This is a genomic window from Terrihabitans rhizophilus, assembly GCF_033898525.1.
Lineage (GTDB): Bacteria > Pseudomonadota > Alphaproteobacteria > Rhizobiales > Methylopilaceae > Flaviflagellibacter > Flaviflagellibacter rhizophilus.
In genome coordinates, this window is sequence record NZ_JAXAFJ010000005.1 from 99,814 (window position 1) to 116,708 (window position 16,895).

Genomic DNA, 16,895 nt, shown 5'->3' on the forward strand with positions numbered 1-16,895 from the left:
CCACGCCCGGTCCTGCCGAGACCATGACGGTCTGGATCCCAGAGCAGAAGTGTAGCGCTCCTTCGTGAAGTCCACCTGTGACGGGGCAGAACCTTCGTCTATCGGGCAAGCCTTGCAGGCGATCTGATGCGCTCAGGCATCAGGCCGTGGCTTCGCGGAGCAGCGCCTCAAGATGCTCGATCCGGTCCGCCTCGCGCGGCGGCTTGTCCCAGCGGATGCGGGAAATGCGGGGGAAGCGCATCGCAACGCCCGAGCGGTGCCGGGTGGAGCGGTTCAGGCCCTCGAACGCGACTTCCAGGACCAGGCCTTCATCCGGCTCGTGGGTGACCTCGCGGACGGGTCCGAAGCGGTTGATGGTGTTCTTCCGCACGAAGCGGTCGATGCGGGCCAGTTCCTCGTCTGTCATGCCGGAATAAGCCTTCCCCACGGGGATCAATTCCTCCGTTCCGTCGACCATGCGCCAGACGCCGAAGGTGTAGTCGGAGTAGAAGCTGGAGCGCTTGCCGGAGCCGCGCTGCGCGTACATCAGCACGGCATCCACGTTGAACGGATCGCGCTTCCATTTGAACCACGGCCCCTTCGGGCGGCCGGGCACGTAAGGAGCGTCGCGCCGTTTCAGCATCAGCCCCTCGACGGCGTCGGAATCCACGCCGGCGCCGCCGGAAGCCGGATCGCCACGTTTCGCCGCCAGTTCCGGCCAGTCCGCGAAGGGCACCTGCGGTGAGAGGTCGATCACCGGATTGGCGATGCGGCTGATGAGGGCCTCGAGCCGTGCGCGGCGCTCCGTGAGGGGCAGGGGACGAATATCCTCGGTGCCGTCCACGAGAAGATCGTAGGCGCGGATATGCGCGGGATACTCGGTCGTCAGCTTGGGCGTGATCGTCTTCCGGTTCAGGCGCTGCTGCAGCACGTTGAAGCTCTGCACGCGTCCTTCACGCAGGATAAGGAGTTCGCCATCTATGGCACCCTCGAAGTTCAGGGCGCCGAGCACGTCCGGAAACGCCTCCGACACATCCTCCCCTGTGCGGGAATAAAGCCGGGGCACAAGATGGCCCTCCGGATCGCGGCCGGCGACCGCCTGCACCCGAATGCCGTCCCACTTCCATTCGGCTGCGAAATCCTCCGGCTTCAACGCCTCGCGCCAGTTCGCCGTGTCCTCGATGGCCGTTGCCAGCATCGGAGGACGGAACGGCGCAGGATCAGTGTTCTCCGGACGCGGGCCTCGGCCCTCCACCCACGCGAACAGGTCCTCATAGGGAAGCCGCACGCCGGCCCAGACCAGTTCTATCTCGTCCGGCTCCACGCCGCCGAGGCTGGCAACAGCGGTCTTCGCCAGTCGCGCCGACGCGCCGATGCGAAGGGAGCCGGTGATGATCTTCAGCAGCGCCCAGCGGCCGGTCTCGTCCAGCGCGTCGAGCCAGCCCGCAATGCGGTTCGGCAGGTCGGCCTTGGTCGTCTCGTGCAGCCCCTCCACGATCTCGGAAAGCGGCGGCACGTAGTTGGCACGATGCTCCACGGGCCACATCAGGGCCGCGGTCTCGGCGGTGTCGCCCACGAAGTCGCGCGACAGGGCAAAGAGATAGGGATCGGTCCGCTCGGCGATGAGGCTGCGGATCATGTTGGGCTTGGCGTGGCGGAAGCTGAGGGAACCGGTCAGCGCCGCCAGTGCATAGCCGCGCTCCGGGTCCGGCACCTCGCGGAAATAATCCGCCATCAGCCGGATCTTGGCATTGCGACGGGGCTCGTAGGACAGGCGGTCGAGGAGGGCGGCGAAGCGGTTCATTGCGCCGCAGCCTCCTCACCCAGCCCCGGCGCGGGCTCGCCCTCTTCCTCGCCATAGCCGACGAGGTGCAGCGGCTTCGCCATCAGGCCCTGCTGGTGGCACCAGTGCACAAGGGCCTCCTCGGCGCCGTGTGTGACCCAGATCTCCTCTGCCCCGGTTTCCAGCACCGTGCGCTGGAGATCGTCCCAGTCGGCGTGGTCGGAGATCACGAGCGGCAGTTCGGCACCGTTCTGCCGGGCGCGGGCGCGTACCCGCATCCAGCCGGACGCCATGGCCGCCACCGGGTCCGGGAACTTGCGCGACCACAGGTCCTGCAGTGCGGAGGGCGGGCACAGCACGATTTCGCCGTCGAGGTTCTTGCGCTCTGTGGCTATCACCGGCCTGACCTCTCCAAGCGGCGCACCTTCGGATAGGTAGAACTCCGTGAGCTTCACCATCGCACCATGCAGATAGATCGGCCGCTCCCAGCCAGCCTCGCGCAGCAGCGCCATGACGCGCTGCGCCTTGCCGAGCGAGTAGGCGCCGATGAGGTGGCTGCGTTCCGGGAACAGCTCGACCGAATCCAGCAGCTTCGCCACCTCGTCACGCGCGGGAGGATGGCGGAACACCGGCAGGCCGAACGTCGCTTCCGTGATGAACAGGTCGCACGGCACCGGCTGGAAGGGTGCGCAGGTGGGATCGCGCTCGCGCTTGTAGTCGCCGGAGATGACGGCCCGGAAGCCCTTCCACTCGAGCAGGATCTGCGCCGAGCCGAACACATGCCCGGCCGGGTGGAGCGAGGCCTGAACGCCGCCGCCGATCTCCACCACCTCGCCGTATTCGACCGGCTGCTGGCTCTTCGTGAAATCGGCGCCGTAGCGCAGCGCCATGATGCGCAGCGTCTCGGGCGTTGCCATCACTGCGCCATGCCCAGCCCGCGCGTGATCGGAATGGCCGTGGGTGATGAGCGCCTTCTCGACGGGCTTCGTGGGGTCTATGTGGACGCCTGCAGGGCGGCAGCAAAGCCCGTGGCTGGTCTGGCAGAGAAGATCTTCGGCGCGCATGGACGTGTGAAGATAGTCCGCGAACTGCGGGAAAGAAGGGGATGGCGGACGTGGAGTGGCGGCCTCTCACCTTTGGCGACCTCGACGCGGTCATGCGGCTTCAGGAGCAGGCCTATCCCTGGCATCAGGAAGAGCGCGCCGTGTTCGAGAACCGGTTGGGGCTTTACCCCGAGGGTTGCCTCGCTTTGTCGGATGCCCAGGGCCTGAAGGGTTATCTGATCAGCCATCCGTGGCACGCCGCCTCGCCACCGCCGCTCGACAGCCGGCTGGACCGGCTTCCCGAACAACCCGGCACCTACTACCTGCACGATCTCGCGCTGGCGCAGGCCGCACATGGCGCAGGCCATGCAAGGCGTCTGGCGGCCCTGATTGCCCGGCATGCGGTGGAGCGGGGCTTCGCTTCCCTGTCGCTCGTCGCAGTGAACAACTCGGCTGTGTTCTGGCAGCGGCAGGGCTTCGCGCCGGCCATGACGCCGGCGCTCGCGGAAAAACTGGCAAGTTACGGCGCCGACGCCATCTTCATGACACGCGCGCTGGCGCGGGAAGAGACCCCAGAACCCGATTGTCCGCCGCAGCCATCCTCGCGCCTCTAGACCTCCCGCGGCAGTTCACCGACTGGTTCACTGCGCGCGGCTGGTCGCCCCGCGCGCATCAGCTGGACCTGCTGCGGCATGCGCGTGAAGGCCGCTCGACGCTGCTGATCGCGCCAACCGGCGCCGGCAAGACTTTGGCGGGGTTCCTGCCGAGCCTTGTGGAACTGGCGGAGCGCGGCGCGCTGACACGCAATCAGCGGCAGGGCATCCATACGCTCTACATCTCGCCCCTGAAGGCGCTCGCGGTCGATGTTGCGCGCAATGTCGAGGCGCCGGTCACCGACATGAATCTGCCGATCCGCGTGGAGAGCCGCACGGGCGACACGCCGCAGTCGAAGCGGCAGCGCCAGCGCACTGACCCGCCGGACATCATGCTGACCACGCCGGAACAGGTGGCCTTGCTGATCTCGGGCAAGGAGGCGGAGAGCCTGTTCGGCGGCCTGCGCCGCATCATCGTGGACGAGCTTCACGCGCTGGCTCCCACCAAGCGCGGCGACCTGCTGTCGCTCGGCCTCGCAAGGCTGCGGACGCTCGCGCCCGGCGCCACCATTACGGGCCTCTCCGCGACAGTCGCCGACCCCGATGACCTGCGCCGCTGGCTGGTCGCTCAGTCGGATGCGCAGGGCGAGGTGCAGGAGGGGCTGGCGGATCTCGTGGTTGTCGAAGGCGGCGCGGAGCCGGACATCGCGATCCACGAAACCGAGGAGCGCCTGCCGTGGTCCGGCCACGCCGCGCGCCATGCGCTGCCCGCGATCTATGAGGAAATCGGTCGTCACAGGATGACGCTGATCTTCGTCAACACGCGCTTCGTGGCGGAGTTTGCGTTCCAGGAACTGTGGCGGCTCAACACCGAGAACCTGCCCATCGCGCTGCACCACGGCTCGCTGGACGTCGCGCAACGGCGGCGGGTGGAGGCGGCCATGGCGGCCGGCAAGCTGCGGGCGGTGGTGGCGACCTCCACGCTCGATCTCGGCATCGACTGGGGCGACATCGATCTGGTCGTTCATCTCGGCTCGCCAAAGGGCTCGTCGCGACTGCTGCAGCGCATCGGCCGCGCCAACCACCGCATGGACGAGCCGTCGAAGGCCATCATCGTGCCCGGCAGCCGCTTCGAGCGCGTGGAGTGCGAGGCCACGCGCGCTGCCGCCATGGATGGCGAGCAGGACGCCGAGATGGTGCGCGCCGGGTCCCTCGACGTGCTGGCCCAGCACGTGCTCGGCATGGCCTGCACGGCGCCGTTCGATCCCGACGAACTGTTCGCGGAGATCATTTCGGCGGCGCCCTATGCGTGGCTGATGCGTGCGGATTTCGACGCCGTCGTGAACTACGTGGCGACCGGCGGCTACGCGCTGAAGAGCTATGAGCGCTTCGCCAAGATCCGCCAGACGAAAGAGGGGCTCTGGCGCGTCTCCAATCCGCGCGTGGTCCAGCAATACCGCATGAATGTCGGCACCATCACGGAAGCCGAGATGCTGAAGATCCGGCTCGTGCGCGGCGGCAGCGGCGGCGGGCTCACGGGACCCATAGGGCGCGGCGGGCGGGTGCTGGGGGAGGTGGAGGAGGGCTTCGTCAACACGCTGTCGCCCGGCGACACCTTCGTGTTCGGGGGCGAGGTGCTGGCCTTCCAGGCGGTGCAGGAGAACAACGCCTATTGCTCCCGCTCCAACGCCACCGATCCGCGCGTGCCGTCCTATGCCGGCTCCAAGATGCCGTTCACCACGGGCGTCGCCGCGCGCGTGCGCCGGATGATCGCCGATCCCGAGAGCTGGCACGTGTTCCCGGAGCAGGTGCGCGACTGGCTGGAGATCCAGCGCGAGCGCTCCATCATCCCCGGACCCGACCAGCTTCTCATCGAGACCTTTCCGCGCGGGGGGCGTTTTTTTCTTACCTGCTACCCATTCGAGGGCCGGCTGGCGCACCAGACGCTGGGCATGCTGCTGACGCGGCGCATGGAACGCGCGGGTCTCAAGCCGCTCGGCTTCGTGGCCACGGACTATGCCGTGACGGTGTGGGGAATAAAGGACGTGGCGGGGGAAGTCGCGCGCGGAAAGCTCGCTCTGGCGAGCCTGTTCGATCAGGACATGCTGGGCGACGACCTTGAGGAATGGCTTGCCGAATCCAGCCTCATGAAGAGAACATTTCGTGATTGCGCCATCATTGCCGGCTTAATCGAGCGCAATTTTCCCGGTCAGAAGAAGACCGGCCGTCAGGTCACCATGTCCTCCGATCTTGTCTATGACGTCCTGCGCCGGCATGAGCCGGACCACATACTGCTTCGCGCCGCACGGGCCGATGCCGCACGCGGCCTGCTCGACATCCACCGCCTCTCCGACATGCTGGCGCGCGTGAAGGGGAAGACCGTCCACATGGCGCTGGACCGCGTGTCCCCGCTCGCCGTGCCGGGCATCCTCGAGATCGGCCGCGAGCCGATCTACGGCGAGGCGCAGGACGCCCTGATCGAGGAAGCGGCTGACGAACTCGTGCGCGAGGCCATGGGGCCGGGGCATTGAGCGTGACATCGGATGAACTCGATCTCGCCGGTACGCCCTTCACGGTGCTGCCGGAAGGTGGCCTCTGGCACGATGCCGAGCGCATGCTGATCGTCGCCGACCTCCATCTGGAGAAGGGGTCCGCCTTCGCGGCACGCGGAAGGGGATTCCTGCCGCCCTATGACACCGCCGCTACTCTTGGTTTGCTCGGCAAGCTGATGGCCCGGCTGCAGCCGAAGCGGGTGCTGGCGCTTGGCGACAGCTTCCATGACAGCCGGGCGGGTGATCGCATCCGCCCCGAGGATGTCGAGACACTGTGCGGTTTACAGGTGGGACGCGACTGGCTCTGGATCGCTGGCAATCACGATCCCGAGCCGCCGTCCTGCGCGCGCGGTGAGTGGCTGCACGAGTTTAGGCTGGGAGACGTGGTGCTGCGGCATGAGCCGAGCGCAGGCCCCGCCGACGGTGAAATCGCGGGCCATCTTCACCCGGTCGCGAAGATCCGGGTGCGCGGCGCCAGCGTGCGGCGCCGCTGCGTGGCAACCGATGGCCGCCGTGCGATCCTGCCCGCATTCGGCGTCTATGCCGGAGGTCTCAATGTGCGCGACCGCGCCTTTGGCGGTCTCTTTCAACCAGGCGCCCTGTGCGCCTGGATGCTGGGCAACAGCAGCGTCTACCGCATGCCCGCCGAGAAGCTGGTGCCTGACAGCGGCGCACCGGCAGCGCGCCGCTTCTAGAGCCTAGCGGATCGGCCGCACCAGTTGGCTGGTGCTGACGCGGTTGGCGTTGACCGGGTGGTCCCATCCTTCCGGCGGTTCCGCCACGGTGTTGGCTTTTGCCGACAAGGGCTGTGCCTTCCACCCTGCGGCCTTCGACTGTGCGGTGGCAAGATCGCTGTTCGAAAGCTTGGTGGCCACCTGGTCGCGCTTTGCAGCGGCATCGCCGTCGCCCTGTTTTGCTGCGAGCGCGAACCACACATAAGCCTGTGCGAGATCGGGCTTGCCGACGAGGCCGCGCGCCTCGACCACGCCCAGATTGTACTGGCTGTCCTTGAGGCCCAGCTCGGCGGCGCGGCTGAACCAGCCATAGGCATCCTTCATGTTCGGCTTGCCCAGCCCGCCTTCGGCGTGCATCACGCCGAGATTGTGCATGGACTGGACGTTGCCGCTGGCGGCGGCCTGCTCGTAGAGCTGACGGGCGCCTGGGATGTCCTTGGGGACGCCGGTGCCTTTTTCCTTCAGGCTGCCGAGCAGGTACTGCGCCGGCGCAAGGCCTGCGCTGGCGGCGCGGCCCAGATGTTCGGCGGCACGTGTGGGATCGCGCGGAACGCCCCGGCCTTCGACAAGGCGAAGCGCCGTCTCGTAGAGGGCTGCCGGATCCCCGGCAGCTGTCCTGCGCTGAAGCGGCGTCAGGGTAGAGTCAGCCGGTGCCGGTGCCGGTGCCGGCGCTGCCTGCGCGGGCTCGGCGGGCATCAAGATCGGCGGGAGCGCCTCCTCCGGAACCGCAAGCCCGGCTGGCGGCTGCAGGTCGGTCGAAAGGGGCGGGACAGCGTCGAGCGCGGCCGGCTCAGTTGGCCGGTAACTCGAGGGCGCGCCGGCCTCTGCCGTGTTGAAGTCCTTCTCCGACTGCGGATCGAGGAGCATGGAGCCCTCATCGATTGGAGAACTGACCACCTGCTCCGGCGCCAGATTGCGGTTCAGCAGCGCCCACGCACCGCCGTAAGACGCTGCCAGGACCGCGATAGCGCCGCAGCCGAGCATCAGGCGCCGGCGCAGGGAGGTCTTGGCCGTAGTGGTCTTTGGCTTTGCAGCCTTCTTGACCTTCGTGGCGATTGGCGAGGTTGGTGCCACGGCTGCATCTTCAAGAAGCCTCGGCGCATCGACGCTGCGGACATCCGGGGCAGGTGACGTGGCGGCCTGGCGTCGTGCGGCGGCGATGAAGGATCCGCGCTCCTGCGCGGCTATGAGGGGCGCGGTCGCGGAAGCCTCGCCGGGAGCAGGGCGGGGCAAACGCTCCGCGACAAGTTCAAGCGTCTCCCGCACGGCATCGAGCATGTCGCAGGTGCGGCGTTCGCTTGCCGTGCTGCCCGCCTTCAGGTCCGCGACGAGATGAGCCACATTCTCGATGCGGCCGGCGAGTGTTCCGCCAAGGGTTTCGAGGCTTGTTTCGATGGCGCGAGCGGCGCCCGCTTCCGCTGCCTGGGCGGTGGCGGCATGGGACTCGCGGATGGCCTGCATGATTTCGGAATGGCAGGCTTCGAGTGTCGCAAATCCCCGCGCGGTGGTCTGCTCGAAATGCGCGGCGAGGCGGCCAACGGCCTGCTCGACCGTTTCGTGCCCATGCTCGGGCAAGTGGGCGTGTTGGAGAATGGAGGCTTCCGGCTCGATCTGCTCGAAGGGCAACTCGACTTCGGCAGCAAGCGGCTCGACCGGAATTTCCGCGGTCACGGCTTCCGATGCAGCCGGGCTCCTGCTGGGGGCGCCGAAATAGCTGTCGATGGCGTCCACCTCGGTGGCCGCCGCCTGCGCAGAAAGGCTGTTCTGGCGTGCGATGATATCGGCGAGGGCAAGGTGGAGAGCCGGCCCGACGAAGTCTCGCGGAGCCTCTTCGGTGTCCTTCTCCAAGCCCGGCTCAACTGCGATGCCCGCGGCACCTTCCCGAGCCTTGCGGGCTTCGAGACGGCGGTTCAGCATCTCCGCGAGCCCTACCGACTGAAGGGGAGGCTCGCCCGCCTTCACGCGGTCGAATTGCGCCGTGAGGCGGTTTAGGACAGGCGTAGAGCCGCCCTGCGGGACAGGGCTGTTGCCCGGCGGGTCCATGCGCCGCGCCGCCGGTGGCGTTTCCTGGTGGCGCAGCCAGTCGGACAGGCGCCGAGCCTCGCGTCCGCCCGTACCCGTGTTCGAAGCTGCGTCCGTGTTCTTCGTCATCTGCCCTCGCGCGCCGTCCGCCATCGTCGCCCCGCCCTCAGGAATGCAGGTCAAAATTGCCGACAGGTCCGGCAATGAAGGTGCGGACACTCCGCGCCGGTCATGACCACGACCCAGGCGCCAGTTTTCCGCCGTCGTGGTAAACAGCGGGTTAAGGTTAAGCATCTCGAAACCATGCCGTGTATGCTGCGTTGCAATCCTGCCTGAAAGATCGGCCAGGCGCGTTGAACCTGCGCCCGCCTGTCTTCGTTGAAGCTTGACCCAACAAGGAGAGCGCCATGCTCACCCGCATCCTCTTCGCTGCGCTTGCGCTGACGGCCGTATCCTTTCCCGCGAGCGCACAGGATCAGGCGGATGCCCGGTTCCAGCTGGAGCGCCGCGGCGACAACATCATTCGGCTCGATCGCCGCACCGGAACAATCTCCACGTGCACGGAGAGGAACGGCTCGCTCGATTGCCGCGCGAGCGCGGACGAACGCGCTGCCCTGCAGGAGGAGATCGACCGGCTCGCCGCCGAGGTGGATCGCTTGAAGGGCGGGACCGGCAAGGCGGAGGCGTCCGACGGCAAGTCCGTGACCCTCAAGCTGCCGTCGGAACAGGAGATCAACGGCGCGCTGGATTTCCTGCGCGAATGGGGCCAGCGAGCGGTGGACGCCGTCCGGGCCCTGATCAACGGCAATGCCTGATGGGCTCTACCGGCGGTGAACTAAGAGCGCTGCACCGGGAACTCGACGCCGCCACCTCCGGAGAGGGGTTCACCGACATCACGCGGCCCGTGGCCGACTGGCTGTCGAAGATCGGCGCTGGGGTAGGGATGCTTACCCTCTTCGTGCGCCATACATCGGCATCCCTGACTGTTCAGGAGAACACCGATCCCGATGTGCAGGCGGATCTCGTCGACGTGCTAAGGCGTCTGGCTCCGGAAACCGCGCGCTACCGGCACGATCTCGAGGGCCGCGACGACATGCCGGCCCATATCCGGTCCATGCTGACGACGACGAGCCTGTCCGTGCCTGTCGCGGACGGCCGTGCGGTGCTTGGCACCTGGCAGGCGGTTTATCTTATCGAGCATCGGGCGCAGCCGCACCGCAGGCGGGTATTCATGATGTTCATGGGTGCGCTGGCGCACGGGACTTGAATGCATTCGGGGCTGGTTCTACGAACAGGGGCAGCAACCGCTGTCCGCTAGGCAAGCTGCGGTTGTCGCCGTTTCCCGGTCCTTGTCCCACGCTCACCTCCACACGGCAGGCCCGATGCCCCAAGGTCACAGATTCATCATCGCAGACGATCACCCCCTGTTCCGGGGTGCCTTGCGGGCAGCGATCACGGGCTCCTTCCGCGATTGCAACATCGAGGAAGCGGGCTCGATCGAAGCTCTCGTCGCCGAACTGGAGAAGGGGCCCGAGACCGATCTGATCCTGCTCGACCTTTCCATGCCCGGCGTGCGTGGTTTTTCAGGGCTTCTCCTGCTGCGGGCGCAATATCCCGGCATTCCCGTGGTCGTGGTGTCAGCGCATGAAGAGCCGGAAGTGGTTCGCCGCTGCCTGGAGTTCGGTTCTTCGGGCTTCATCCCCAAGACCACCGATGTCGAGACCATGCGCAAGGCGCTTCAGACCATCCTGGTCGGCGGCACATGGACACCGCCCGATCTGAACCTGTCCACCTCCCCCGATGACGAAACGACTGCGCTTGTGCGGCGGCTGGCAACGCTGACGCCACAGCAGGTTCGGGTGCTGATGATGCTGTCGGAAGGCCTGCTGAACAAGCAGATCGCCTACGAGTTGTCGGTCTCCGAAGCGACCGTGAAGGCGCACGTTTCTGCGATCCTCCAGAAGCTGAACGTGGACAGCCGTACCCAGGCAGTCATCGCGGCCTCGCGCATCGAGGCGGGACAATGGCTGGGTAGCGCCGCCGACGAGTAGCTATTCGGCGGCCGAGCGAGCAAGGCGGTATTGGCCGAGCAGCGCGCGCAGCGATGCCGGCCGCAACGGCTTGTGAAGCACGGTGATGCCGTCGCGGTTCGCCGCCTCCCGGACCGCCGCGCCGCGGTCGGCCGTGATGAGGATGGCTGGAATATCCCGTTCGATCTCACGCCGGATCTTGCCCACGGCCTCTATGCCGTCGCCATGATCGAGATGATAATCCGCGATGACGACGTCGGGTGCGCCGAACTGCTGAAGTTTGAGCAGCGCGGCCTGCAGGGTGGGCGCCTCATGCACCACGCACCCCCATCCGGTCAGCAGGATCTGCATCCCCTCCAGGATCGCCGGTTCATTGTCGATGCACAGGATGCGCATGCCCGTGAGAGCCAGGCCGGGAGGCGTGGCGCTTGCCGGTACCAGCAGCGTTTTCTCCTCCGGCGGCTCGGCGCGCGGCACCTCGACACGGAAAGATGACCCTCGCTCCGGCACCGAGTGCATCTTCAGCGGCAGATCGAGCACGCGGGTGATGCGTTCGACGATGGACAGGCCAAGCCCAAGCCCCGTGGCCACCCGGGCCCCCGATTCGAGCCGCTGGAATTCGCGGAAGATCAGCTTCTGCTTGCTGGGCGCGATGCCGAGCCCGGTGTCGCAGACCTCGACCACGAGCTTGCTGCCGCGCCGCCTGCACCCGACGAGAACCCGCCCGCGCGGCGTGTACTTCACGGCGTTGGAGACAAGGTTCTGCAGGACCCGGCGAAGCAGCCTGCGGTCCGTCGTCACCCAGTAGCTTCCGCCGCTAATAGTCAGCCTCAGGTCCTTGGCGGTAGCGAGAGGCGTGAATTCCAGTTCCAGTGCACGAAGCACGTCGCCCAACTGGAAGGTGCTGATGTCGGGCTTCAGCGCACCGGCATCGAGCCGCGAGATATCGAGAAGGGTGGAGAAGATCTCTTCGACGGACTGGAGCGCGGCATCGATGTTGCCGACAAGGCCCTGGTTCGGCCCGTTGTCTGCCCGCTCGGCAAGACTGGACACGTAGAGGCGCGCCGCGTTCAACGGCTGCAGGATGTCGTGGCTGGCAGCGGCCAGGAAGCGTGTCTTGGAGAAGTTGGCGGTGTCGGCCGCAGCCTTCGCGCGGGAAAGTTCCTGGTTCAGGTGCACGAGTTCGCGCGTGCGTTCATTGACGCGTTCTTCCAGCGCGCGCTCGGCCTCCACGGTTTCCGTCACGTCTGTGAAGGTGCCGACCAGTCCACCGTCGGGCATGCCGTCTATGCGTGTTTCGATGACGCGGTTCGTCGGAAAAACCACCGTGCGATACACGCCTGCACGTCCGGAGATCCGCTCCATCCGCTCGGCGAGGTGCTCATCCACGCTGCCGGGCCCGTAGATGCCCCGCACCGCGATGGACCGCATGATGGCATCGACCGGCGTCCCAACCTTCAGCAGTTCAGGGGGAATGCTGAAGATGCGGGCGTATTCGCGATTCCAGCAGACGAGGGTCATGTCCTGATCGAGCACGACCATGCCGTGATGGGCATGGTCCATCGCCGTCTGGAGCAGGTCGCGGGAGTATTGCAGGGCCATGGACGCGTCATCGAGCAGCTTGATGGCGCCTGTCTTGCTCATGGCGCCGTGGCGCAGAAGAAGAGACAGCACTAGGCGAGACGACGAGGTGCCGATCGCGCCTGCGAGGAGATGCTCGGCATAGCGCAGCAGATGGACGTCTGCCTTGTCGCTGTCCGCCAGTTCCGTATTGCGCTTCTGCTCGAAAGCGCGAAGAGCTTCATCGACGGCGCCTTCCCCGAGGTAGCGGCCGAGCGTCTGCCGCAATTGGCCGACGCTTACCGGCGCGTGCCAGCCGCGGAAGCTCTGGGCCATGTCGGCATCGCTGTTGCCGATGAAGGCGTTTGCCTGCAGCCGCTCCAGGGGGGAGGGAGTGGTGCTGAGCGACCCCGCGACATAGGCAAACAGGTTGACGGCGAGGCTCCAGAAAACCCCGTTCACCAGGGGATCGATGTTTAGCCCGAACAGCGCCTGCGGCCGCAGCCAACCGAGCCCGAGTGGACCTTCGGAGAGCATATGATCGCCGAGGAGGTTCGGCCCGAGGCTGGGGAGCAGAAGCGTGTAGGCCCAGACCGCCAGCCCGCCACCGATCGCCAGCAGCGCCCCACGTGCCGTTGCCCGCCTCCAGATCATGCCGCCAAAGAAGGCCGGGGCGAACTGCGCGATAGCCGCAAAGGAGATCAGTCCGGTCTGGACCAGCGGCCGGGTTGTCGCAAACCCCTGGTAGGCGAAGGCCAGCAGCAGGATGCTCAGGATCGACAGCCTCCGCATCACCAGCAGGAAGCCACGGACATCATCGATCTCCCGCTTCTGGCGGCGCACCATCAGCGGGAAGACAAGGTTGTTCGACACCATGATCGCGAGCGCGACTGCTTCAACGATCACCATCGTCGTTGCGGCTGAAAGGCCGCCGACGAAGGCCACCATGGCGATGGAGTTTGCGCCAGCGCTCAGCGGCAGCGTCACGACGTAGAGATCGGGAGAGGTGGAGCCATCCCCGAACATCAACATGCCTCCGATCGCCAAAGGCACGACGAAGAGGTTGATGGCGATCATGTAGATCGGCACGAGCCACGCCGCGTACCGCATCTCCCGCTCGCCCGTGTTCTCCACGATGGTCACGTGGAACTGGCGCGGCAGCAATATGGTGCCGGCAACCGAGATCAGCGCTACGGCCACCCAGATGGACGGACGGGGCATCTGCTCGAAGGGACCCAGCAAGTTCACGAACGCGGCGCGTTCGATGAGATCGTCCGGTCCGTTGAACATGAACCAGGTGACGAAGATGCCCACCGTGAGAAAGGCGAGCAGCTTCAGCACGGACTCCATCGCGACGGCGAGCATCAGGCCATGCTGGCTTTCGGACGCGTTCACGCGCCGGGTGCCGAACAGGATTGCGAAGACGGCGAGGACAAGCGCGACCACGAGGGGAAGATCGGCGCTGAGGGTCGCCGGCTGCACGCCTTCCTTCTCGAGCATGGCTCCGACCACCTGCGAGATGGCTCGCAGCTGAACCGAGATATACGGCACGACCCCGATCACCGCGCCAATGGTGACCAAGGTGGCAAGGCTCTGGCTTTTGCCGTAGCGCGCGGAGATGAAGTCCGCCACGGAGGTGATGTTCTGGGACCGCGCGATCCTCGCCAGCCGGGTGAGAAGCGGCGAGCCGAGCGCGAAGACAAGGATGGGCCCGACATAGAGAGCCGAGAACTCCAGCCCGTGCCGCACCGCCAGCCCTATGGACCCGAAGAAGGTCATGGCCGTGCAGTAGACCGCGATGGAGAAGGAGAAGATGAACGGGCGCGCGCGGCCGGTCATCCACGACGGCCTCTTGCGGTCACCGAAGGTTGCGACCGCGAAGAGGAGGCCGAAATAGAAGAGCGTTGCCGTGACCACAGCCCAGCTGTGCAGCATTTTGTTTCATGAACTCCACGGGGAACTAACCCCTACCAGTCGGCCATCTTCACCGCCAGATGAACGGTAGCGAACCAAACGCGTCCGCGCGTGTTGTGCTCACGGAGGTGCCGACATGGGCCAGCGCACGCAGAAACTTGTGATCGCCACCTTGCTGGTGGCTGCTTCGGCAATGGCCATGCCTGCGGTCTCGCGTGCGGAAAGCCCGCTCGATTTCTTCTTCAACCAGCATCGCCGGGCCAACGCGGCCCAGGAAGCCCCGCCGCAGGCGGCGCCGCCACCGCGCAGGGGTTTTTTCGAAGGCTTCTTCGAGGCTCCGCGCGTGCAGCGCGCGCCCCGCATATCGCGGCCCGCGCAGCCCCGGCCAGCCCCCGTCGAGACCGCGAGCTACCGGGGCGATCTTGAGCGCGTGGTGTGCCGCCGCGTGTGCGACGGCAAGGAGATCGCGCTGGGCATTCTGCCGGAGAGCAAGAACCATGGCGACCAGGAAGCGATGTGCCAGGCCGCCGGACACGGTCTCGCGACCGAACTGGTCGTGCAGGACTTCACGCCCGGAGCAGGCTTCACGCCTCTGGTCGCTTCAGCGCCAGTCAAGGAAGGACGCGCCGCTGCCTCCGACACGGCGGTCTCCGCAGAGGCTGCCGATCAGTGCGCATCGGCAAGCGCGGCCAGCGATTTCATGGTGCCGCTGCTAAACGATGCCACGCTTCGGCGCGGCGACATCGTAGCCACCGCCGACGGCTTCAAGACTTTCGTGGGACGCGGATCGCCGCCTTTCAAGGATAGCGATTTTGTGGATCCGGAAGACAAGAGGTTGCCGAAAGAGGTGCGCTCACTGCAGATCGCCACCCGCTAGGTCTGCTTGCGGTTGCGCGCCGCCAGATCCGGCGCAACAATGCCCCGCACATCGCAGGGGGCCTCTTAATGCTTGATGAGTTCAAGAAATTTGCATTGAAGGGCAATGTCGTTGACCTCGCCGTGGGCGTGATCATCGGCGCGGCCTTCAGCCAGATCGTCACATCCCTGGTGGCCGACGTGGTGATGCCCATCATCGGCTTCATCACCGGCGGACTCGACTTCTCCAACTACTTCTTCCAGCTGACCGGAGAACCTGCGCCTACTTACGCGGCGGCGAAGGCGGCAGGCGCCACGATCGGCTACGGCCAGTTCCTCACCGTCGCGCTGAACTTCATGATCGTGGCGTGGATCCTGTTTCTCGCGGTGCGCGGCATCAATCGCTTGCGCCGTGCTGAGGAAGCCAAGCCCCCGCAGGTGGCTGAAGTGCCGCGCGAGCAGAAGCTGCTCGAGGAGATACGCGACCTGCTGGCAGCGCGTTCCGCACCGCCGCCGCCGATGGTCTGACCATCCGGGGCCGGGACTACTCGGCGGCTATTGCCATCTTTTCGAGGCGAAGGGCCGCCCAGGTCTCGTCCAGCGCGTCGGCAAGTTCGAGGACCAGATCATCGGTGTGGAACGGCGTCGGCGTGAACCGCAGACGTTCCGTTCCGCGCGGCACGGTGGGGTAGTTGATCGGCTGGACGTAGATGCCGTGACGCTCCAGCAGTCGGTCCGACGCCGCTTTCGCAAGCGCGGGATCCCCGACCAGAAGCGGCACGATGTGCGTGTCGCCGGGCATCACCGGCAGCCCGCGGGCTGCGAGAGCGCGCTTCGTGGCGGCCGCCTGCCGCTGCTGCATCTCGCGCTCCACCCCTGAGTTCTTCAGGTGGCGCACGGACGCCGTGGCGGCTGCCGCGACGGCAGGTGGCATGGTGCTGGTGAAGATGAACCCGCTGGCATAGGAGCGCACGACGTCCACGATGTCGGCAGACGCCGCGATATAGCCGCCCACGACGCCGAAGCCCTTGGCCATGGTGCCTTCGATCACGTCCACGCGGTGCATCACGCCGTCACGCTCGGCCACTCCGGCACCCCGGTCGCCGTACATGCCGACCGCATGCACTTCGTCCAGATAGGTCATGGCGCCATAGCGATCCGCGAGATCGCAGATGTCGCCGATGGGGGCGACGTCGCCATCCATGGAATAGATGCTCTCGAACAGGATGATCTTGGCCCGCTCGCGCGGAACCGCCTTCAGGATCTCTTCGAGATGACGGAGATCGTTGTGGCGGAAGATCTTCTTCTCCACGCCTGAATTGCGGACGCCCGCGATCATCGAAGCGTGGTTCAGTTCGTCCGAGATCAGCAGGCAGTCGGGGAGCACGCGCGCCAAGGTGGAGATCGCGGCTTCATTGGCGACGAAGCCCGAGCTGAACACCAAAGCGGCATCCTTGCCGTGCAGGTCCGCAAGCTCGTGTTCCAGCACCACGATAGGGTGGTGATTGCCCGAGATGTTGCGCGTGCCGCCGGCACCGGCGCCCGTCTTGAGCGCCGTTTCGGCCATTGCTGATACGACGTCGGGATGCTGGCCCATGCCCAGATAGTCGTTGGAGCACCAGACCACGACCTCGCGCGGGCCTTCCGGATGATGCCAGATCGCGCGCGGAAAGCGCCCGTTCTGGCGTTCCAGATCCGCGAACACACGGTATCGGCGCTCGCTGTGGAGCCGCTCGATCGCAGTGCGGAAATGCGTGCCGTATGCGGGAGAGGGGGATATCGATCGCTCAACCATGGAAACAGTCTAACCTGCCGGGCGGCCCCTGTCGC

General features: G+C 66.3%; 13 protein-coding genes. 8 read left to right on the forward strand and 5 right to left on the reverse strand.

Features of this window, described 5'->3' with window-relative positions; translation table 11 throughout:
- Positions 1 to 139 precede the first annotated feature (139 nt).
- Entirely contained in the window at positions 140 to 1,783 is a 1,644-nt protein-coding gene (locus tag SCD90_RS09975; RefSeq protein WP_319844529.1) for a cisplatin damage response ATP-dependent DNA ligase, read from the reverse strand.
- Positions 1,780 to 2,826, reverse strand: a complete 1,047-nt coding sequence (locus SCD90_RS09980; protein ID WP_319844530.1) for a ligase-associated DNA damage response exonuclease — start codon at positions 2,824 to 2,826, stop codon at positions 1,780 to 1,782. The genes SCD90_RS09975 and SCD90_RS09980 overlap by 4 nt, the downstream gene beginning before the upstream one ends.
- A 41-nt stretch (positions 2,827 to 2,867) precedes the next feature.
- Here SCD90_RS09980 and SCD90_RS09985 point away from each other — a divergent pair, with 41 nt between their 5' ends.
- From SCD90_RS09985 to pdeM, 3 genes are read left to right on the forward strand one after another with little or no spacing between them, the layout of a single operon-like run.
- Positions 2,868 to 3,419, forward strand: coding sequence for a GNAT family N-acetyltransferase (locus SCD90_RS09985; protein WP_319844531.1), 552 nt, complete (start codon positions 2,868 to 2,870; stop codon positions 3,417 to 3,419).
- Positions 3,389 to 5,929: a ligase-associated DNA damage response DEXH box helicase gene (locus SCD90_RS09990; protein WP_319844532.1), complete on the forward strand. Its 2,541-nt coding sequence runs from the start codon at positions 3,389 to 3,391 to the stop codon at positions 5,927 to 5,929. The genes SCD90_RS09985 and SCD90_RS09990 overlap by 31 nt, the downstream gene beginning before the upstream one ends.
- A gap of 2 nt (positions 5,930 to 5,931) precedes the next feature.
- Positions 5,932 to 6,645 carry a ligase-associated DNA damage response endonuclease PdeM gene (gene pdeM / locus SCD90_RS09995; RefSeq protein ID WP_319844657.1) on the forward strand — a complete coding sequence of 238 codons (714 nt, stop codon included), beginning with the start codon at positions 5,932 to 5,934 and terminating at the stop codon, positions 6,643 to 6,645.
- A gap of 3 nt (positions 6,646 to 6,648) precedes the next feature.
- Here pdeM and SCD90_RS10000 read toward each other — a convergent pair whose 3' ends face one another.
- Positions 6,649 to 8,835, reverse strand: coding sequence for a tetratricopeptide repeat protein (locus SCD90_RS10000; protein WP_319844533.1), 2,187 nt, complete (start codon positions 8,833 to 8,835; stop codon positions 6,649 to 6,651).
- Between the two features lie 278 nt (positions 8,836 to 9,113).
- Here SCD90_RS10000 and SCD90_RS10005 point away from each other — a divergent pair, with 278 nt between their 5' ends.
- From SCD90_RS10005 to SCD90_RS10015, 3 genes are all read left to right on the forward strand, one after another.
- Positions 9,114 to 9,521, forward strand: a complete 408-nt coding sequence (locus tag SCD90_RS10005) for a hypothetical protein (RefSeq protein WP_319844534.1) — start codon at positions 9,114 to 9,116, stop codon at positions 9,519 to 9,521.
- Entirely contained in the window at positions 9,521 to 9,973 is a 453-nt protein-coding gene (locus SCD90_RS10010) for a secondary thiamine-phosphate synthase enzyme YjbQ (RefSeq protein ID WP_319844535.1), read from the forward strand. The genes SCD90_RS10005 and SCD90_RS10010 overlap by 1 nt, the downstream gene beginning before the upstream one ends.
- 115 nt (positions 9,974 to 10,088) lie before the next feature.
- Positions 10,089 to 10,757 (forward strand): response regulator transcription factor, encoded by a 669-nt coding sequence (locus SCD90_RS10015; protein WP_319844536.1) that lies wholly within the window; start codon positions 10,089 to 10,091, stop codon positions 10,755 to 10,757.
- Here SCD90_RS10015 and SCD90_RS10020 read toward each other — a convergent pair whose 3' ends face one another.
- Complete coding sequence (locus SCD90_RS10020) at positions 10,758 to 14,231, reverse strand: PAS domain-containing hybrid sensor histidine kinase/response regulator (RefSeq protein WP_319844537.1); 3,474 nt, start codon at positions 14,229 to 14,231, stop codon at positions 10,758 to 10,760. It abuts the gene before it with no gap.
- 115 nt (positions 14,232 to 14,346) lie between these two features.
- Between SCD90_RS10020 and SCD90_RS10025 the strand changes: the two genes are divergently transcribed.
- Entirely contained in the window at positions 14,347 to 15,087 is a 741-nt protein-coding gene (locus SCD90_RS10025) for a DUF2865 domain-containing protein (protein WP_319844538.1), read from the forward strand.
- A gap of 68 nt (positions 15,088 to 15,155) precedes the next feature.
- Positions 15,156 to 15,593, forward strand: coding sequence for a large conductance mechanosensitive channel protein MscL (gene mscL / locus SCD90_RS10030; protein ID WP_319844539.1), 438 nt, complete (start codon positions 15,156 to 15,158; stop codon positions 15,591 to 15,593).
- Positions 15,594 to 15,609: 16 nt separating this feature from the next.
- Here the strand turns inward: mscL and hemA are convergent, their stop codons facing one another.
- The gene (hemA, locus tag SCD90_RS10035; protein ID WP_319844540.1) at positions 15,610 to 16,860 is read right to left on the reverse strand and encodes a 5-aminolevulinate synthase; all 1,251 of its coding nucleotides are present in this window, start codon (positions 16,858 to 16,860) and stop codon (positions 15,610 to 15,612) included.
- Between the last annotated feature and the right edge of the window lie 35 nt (positions 16,861 to 16,895).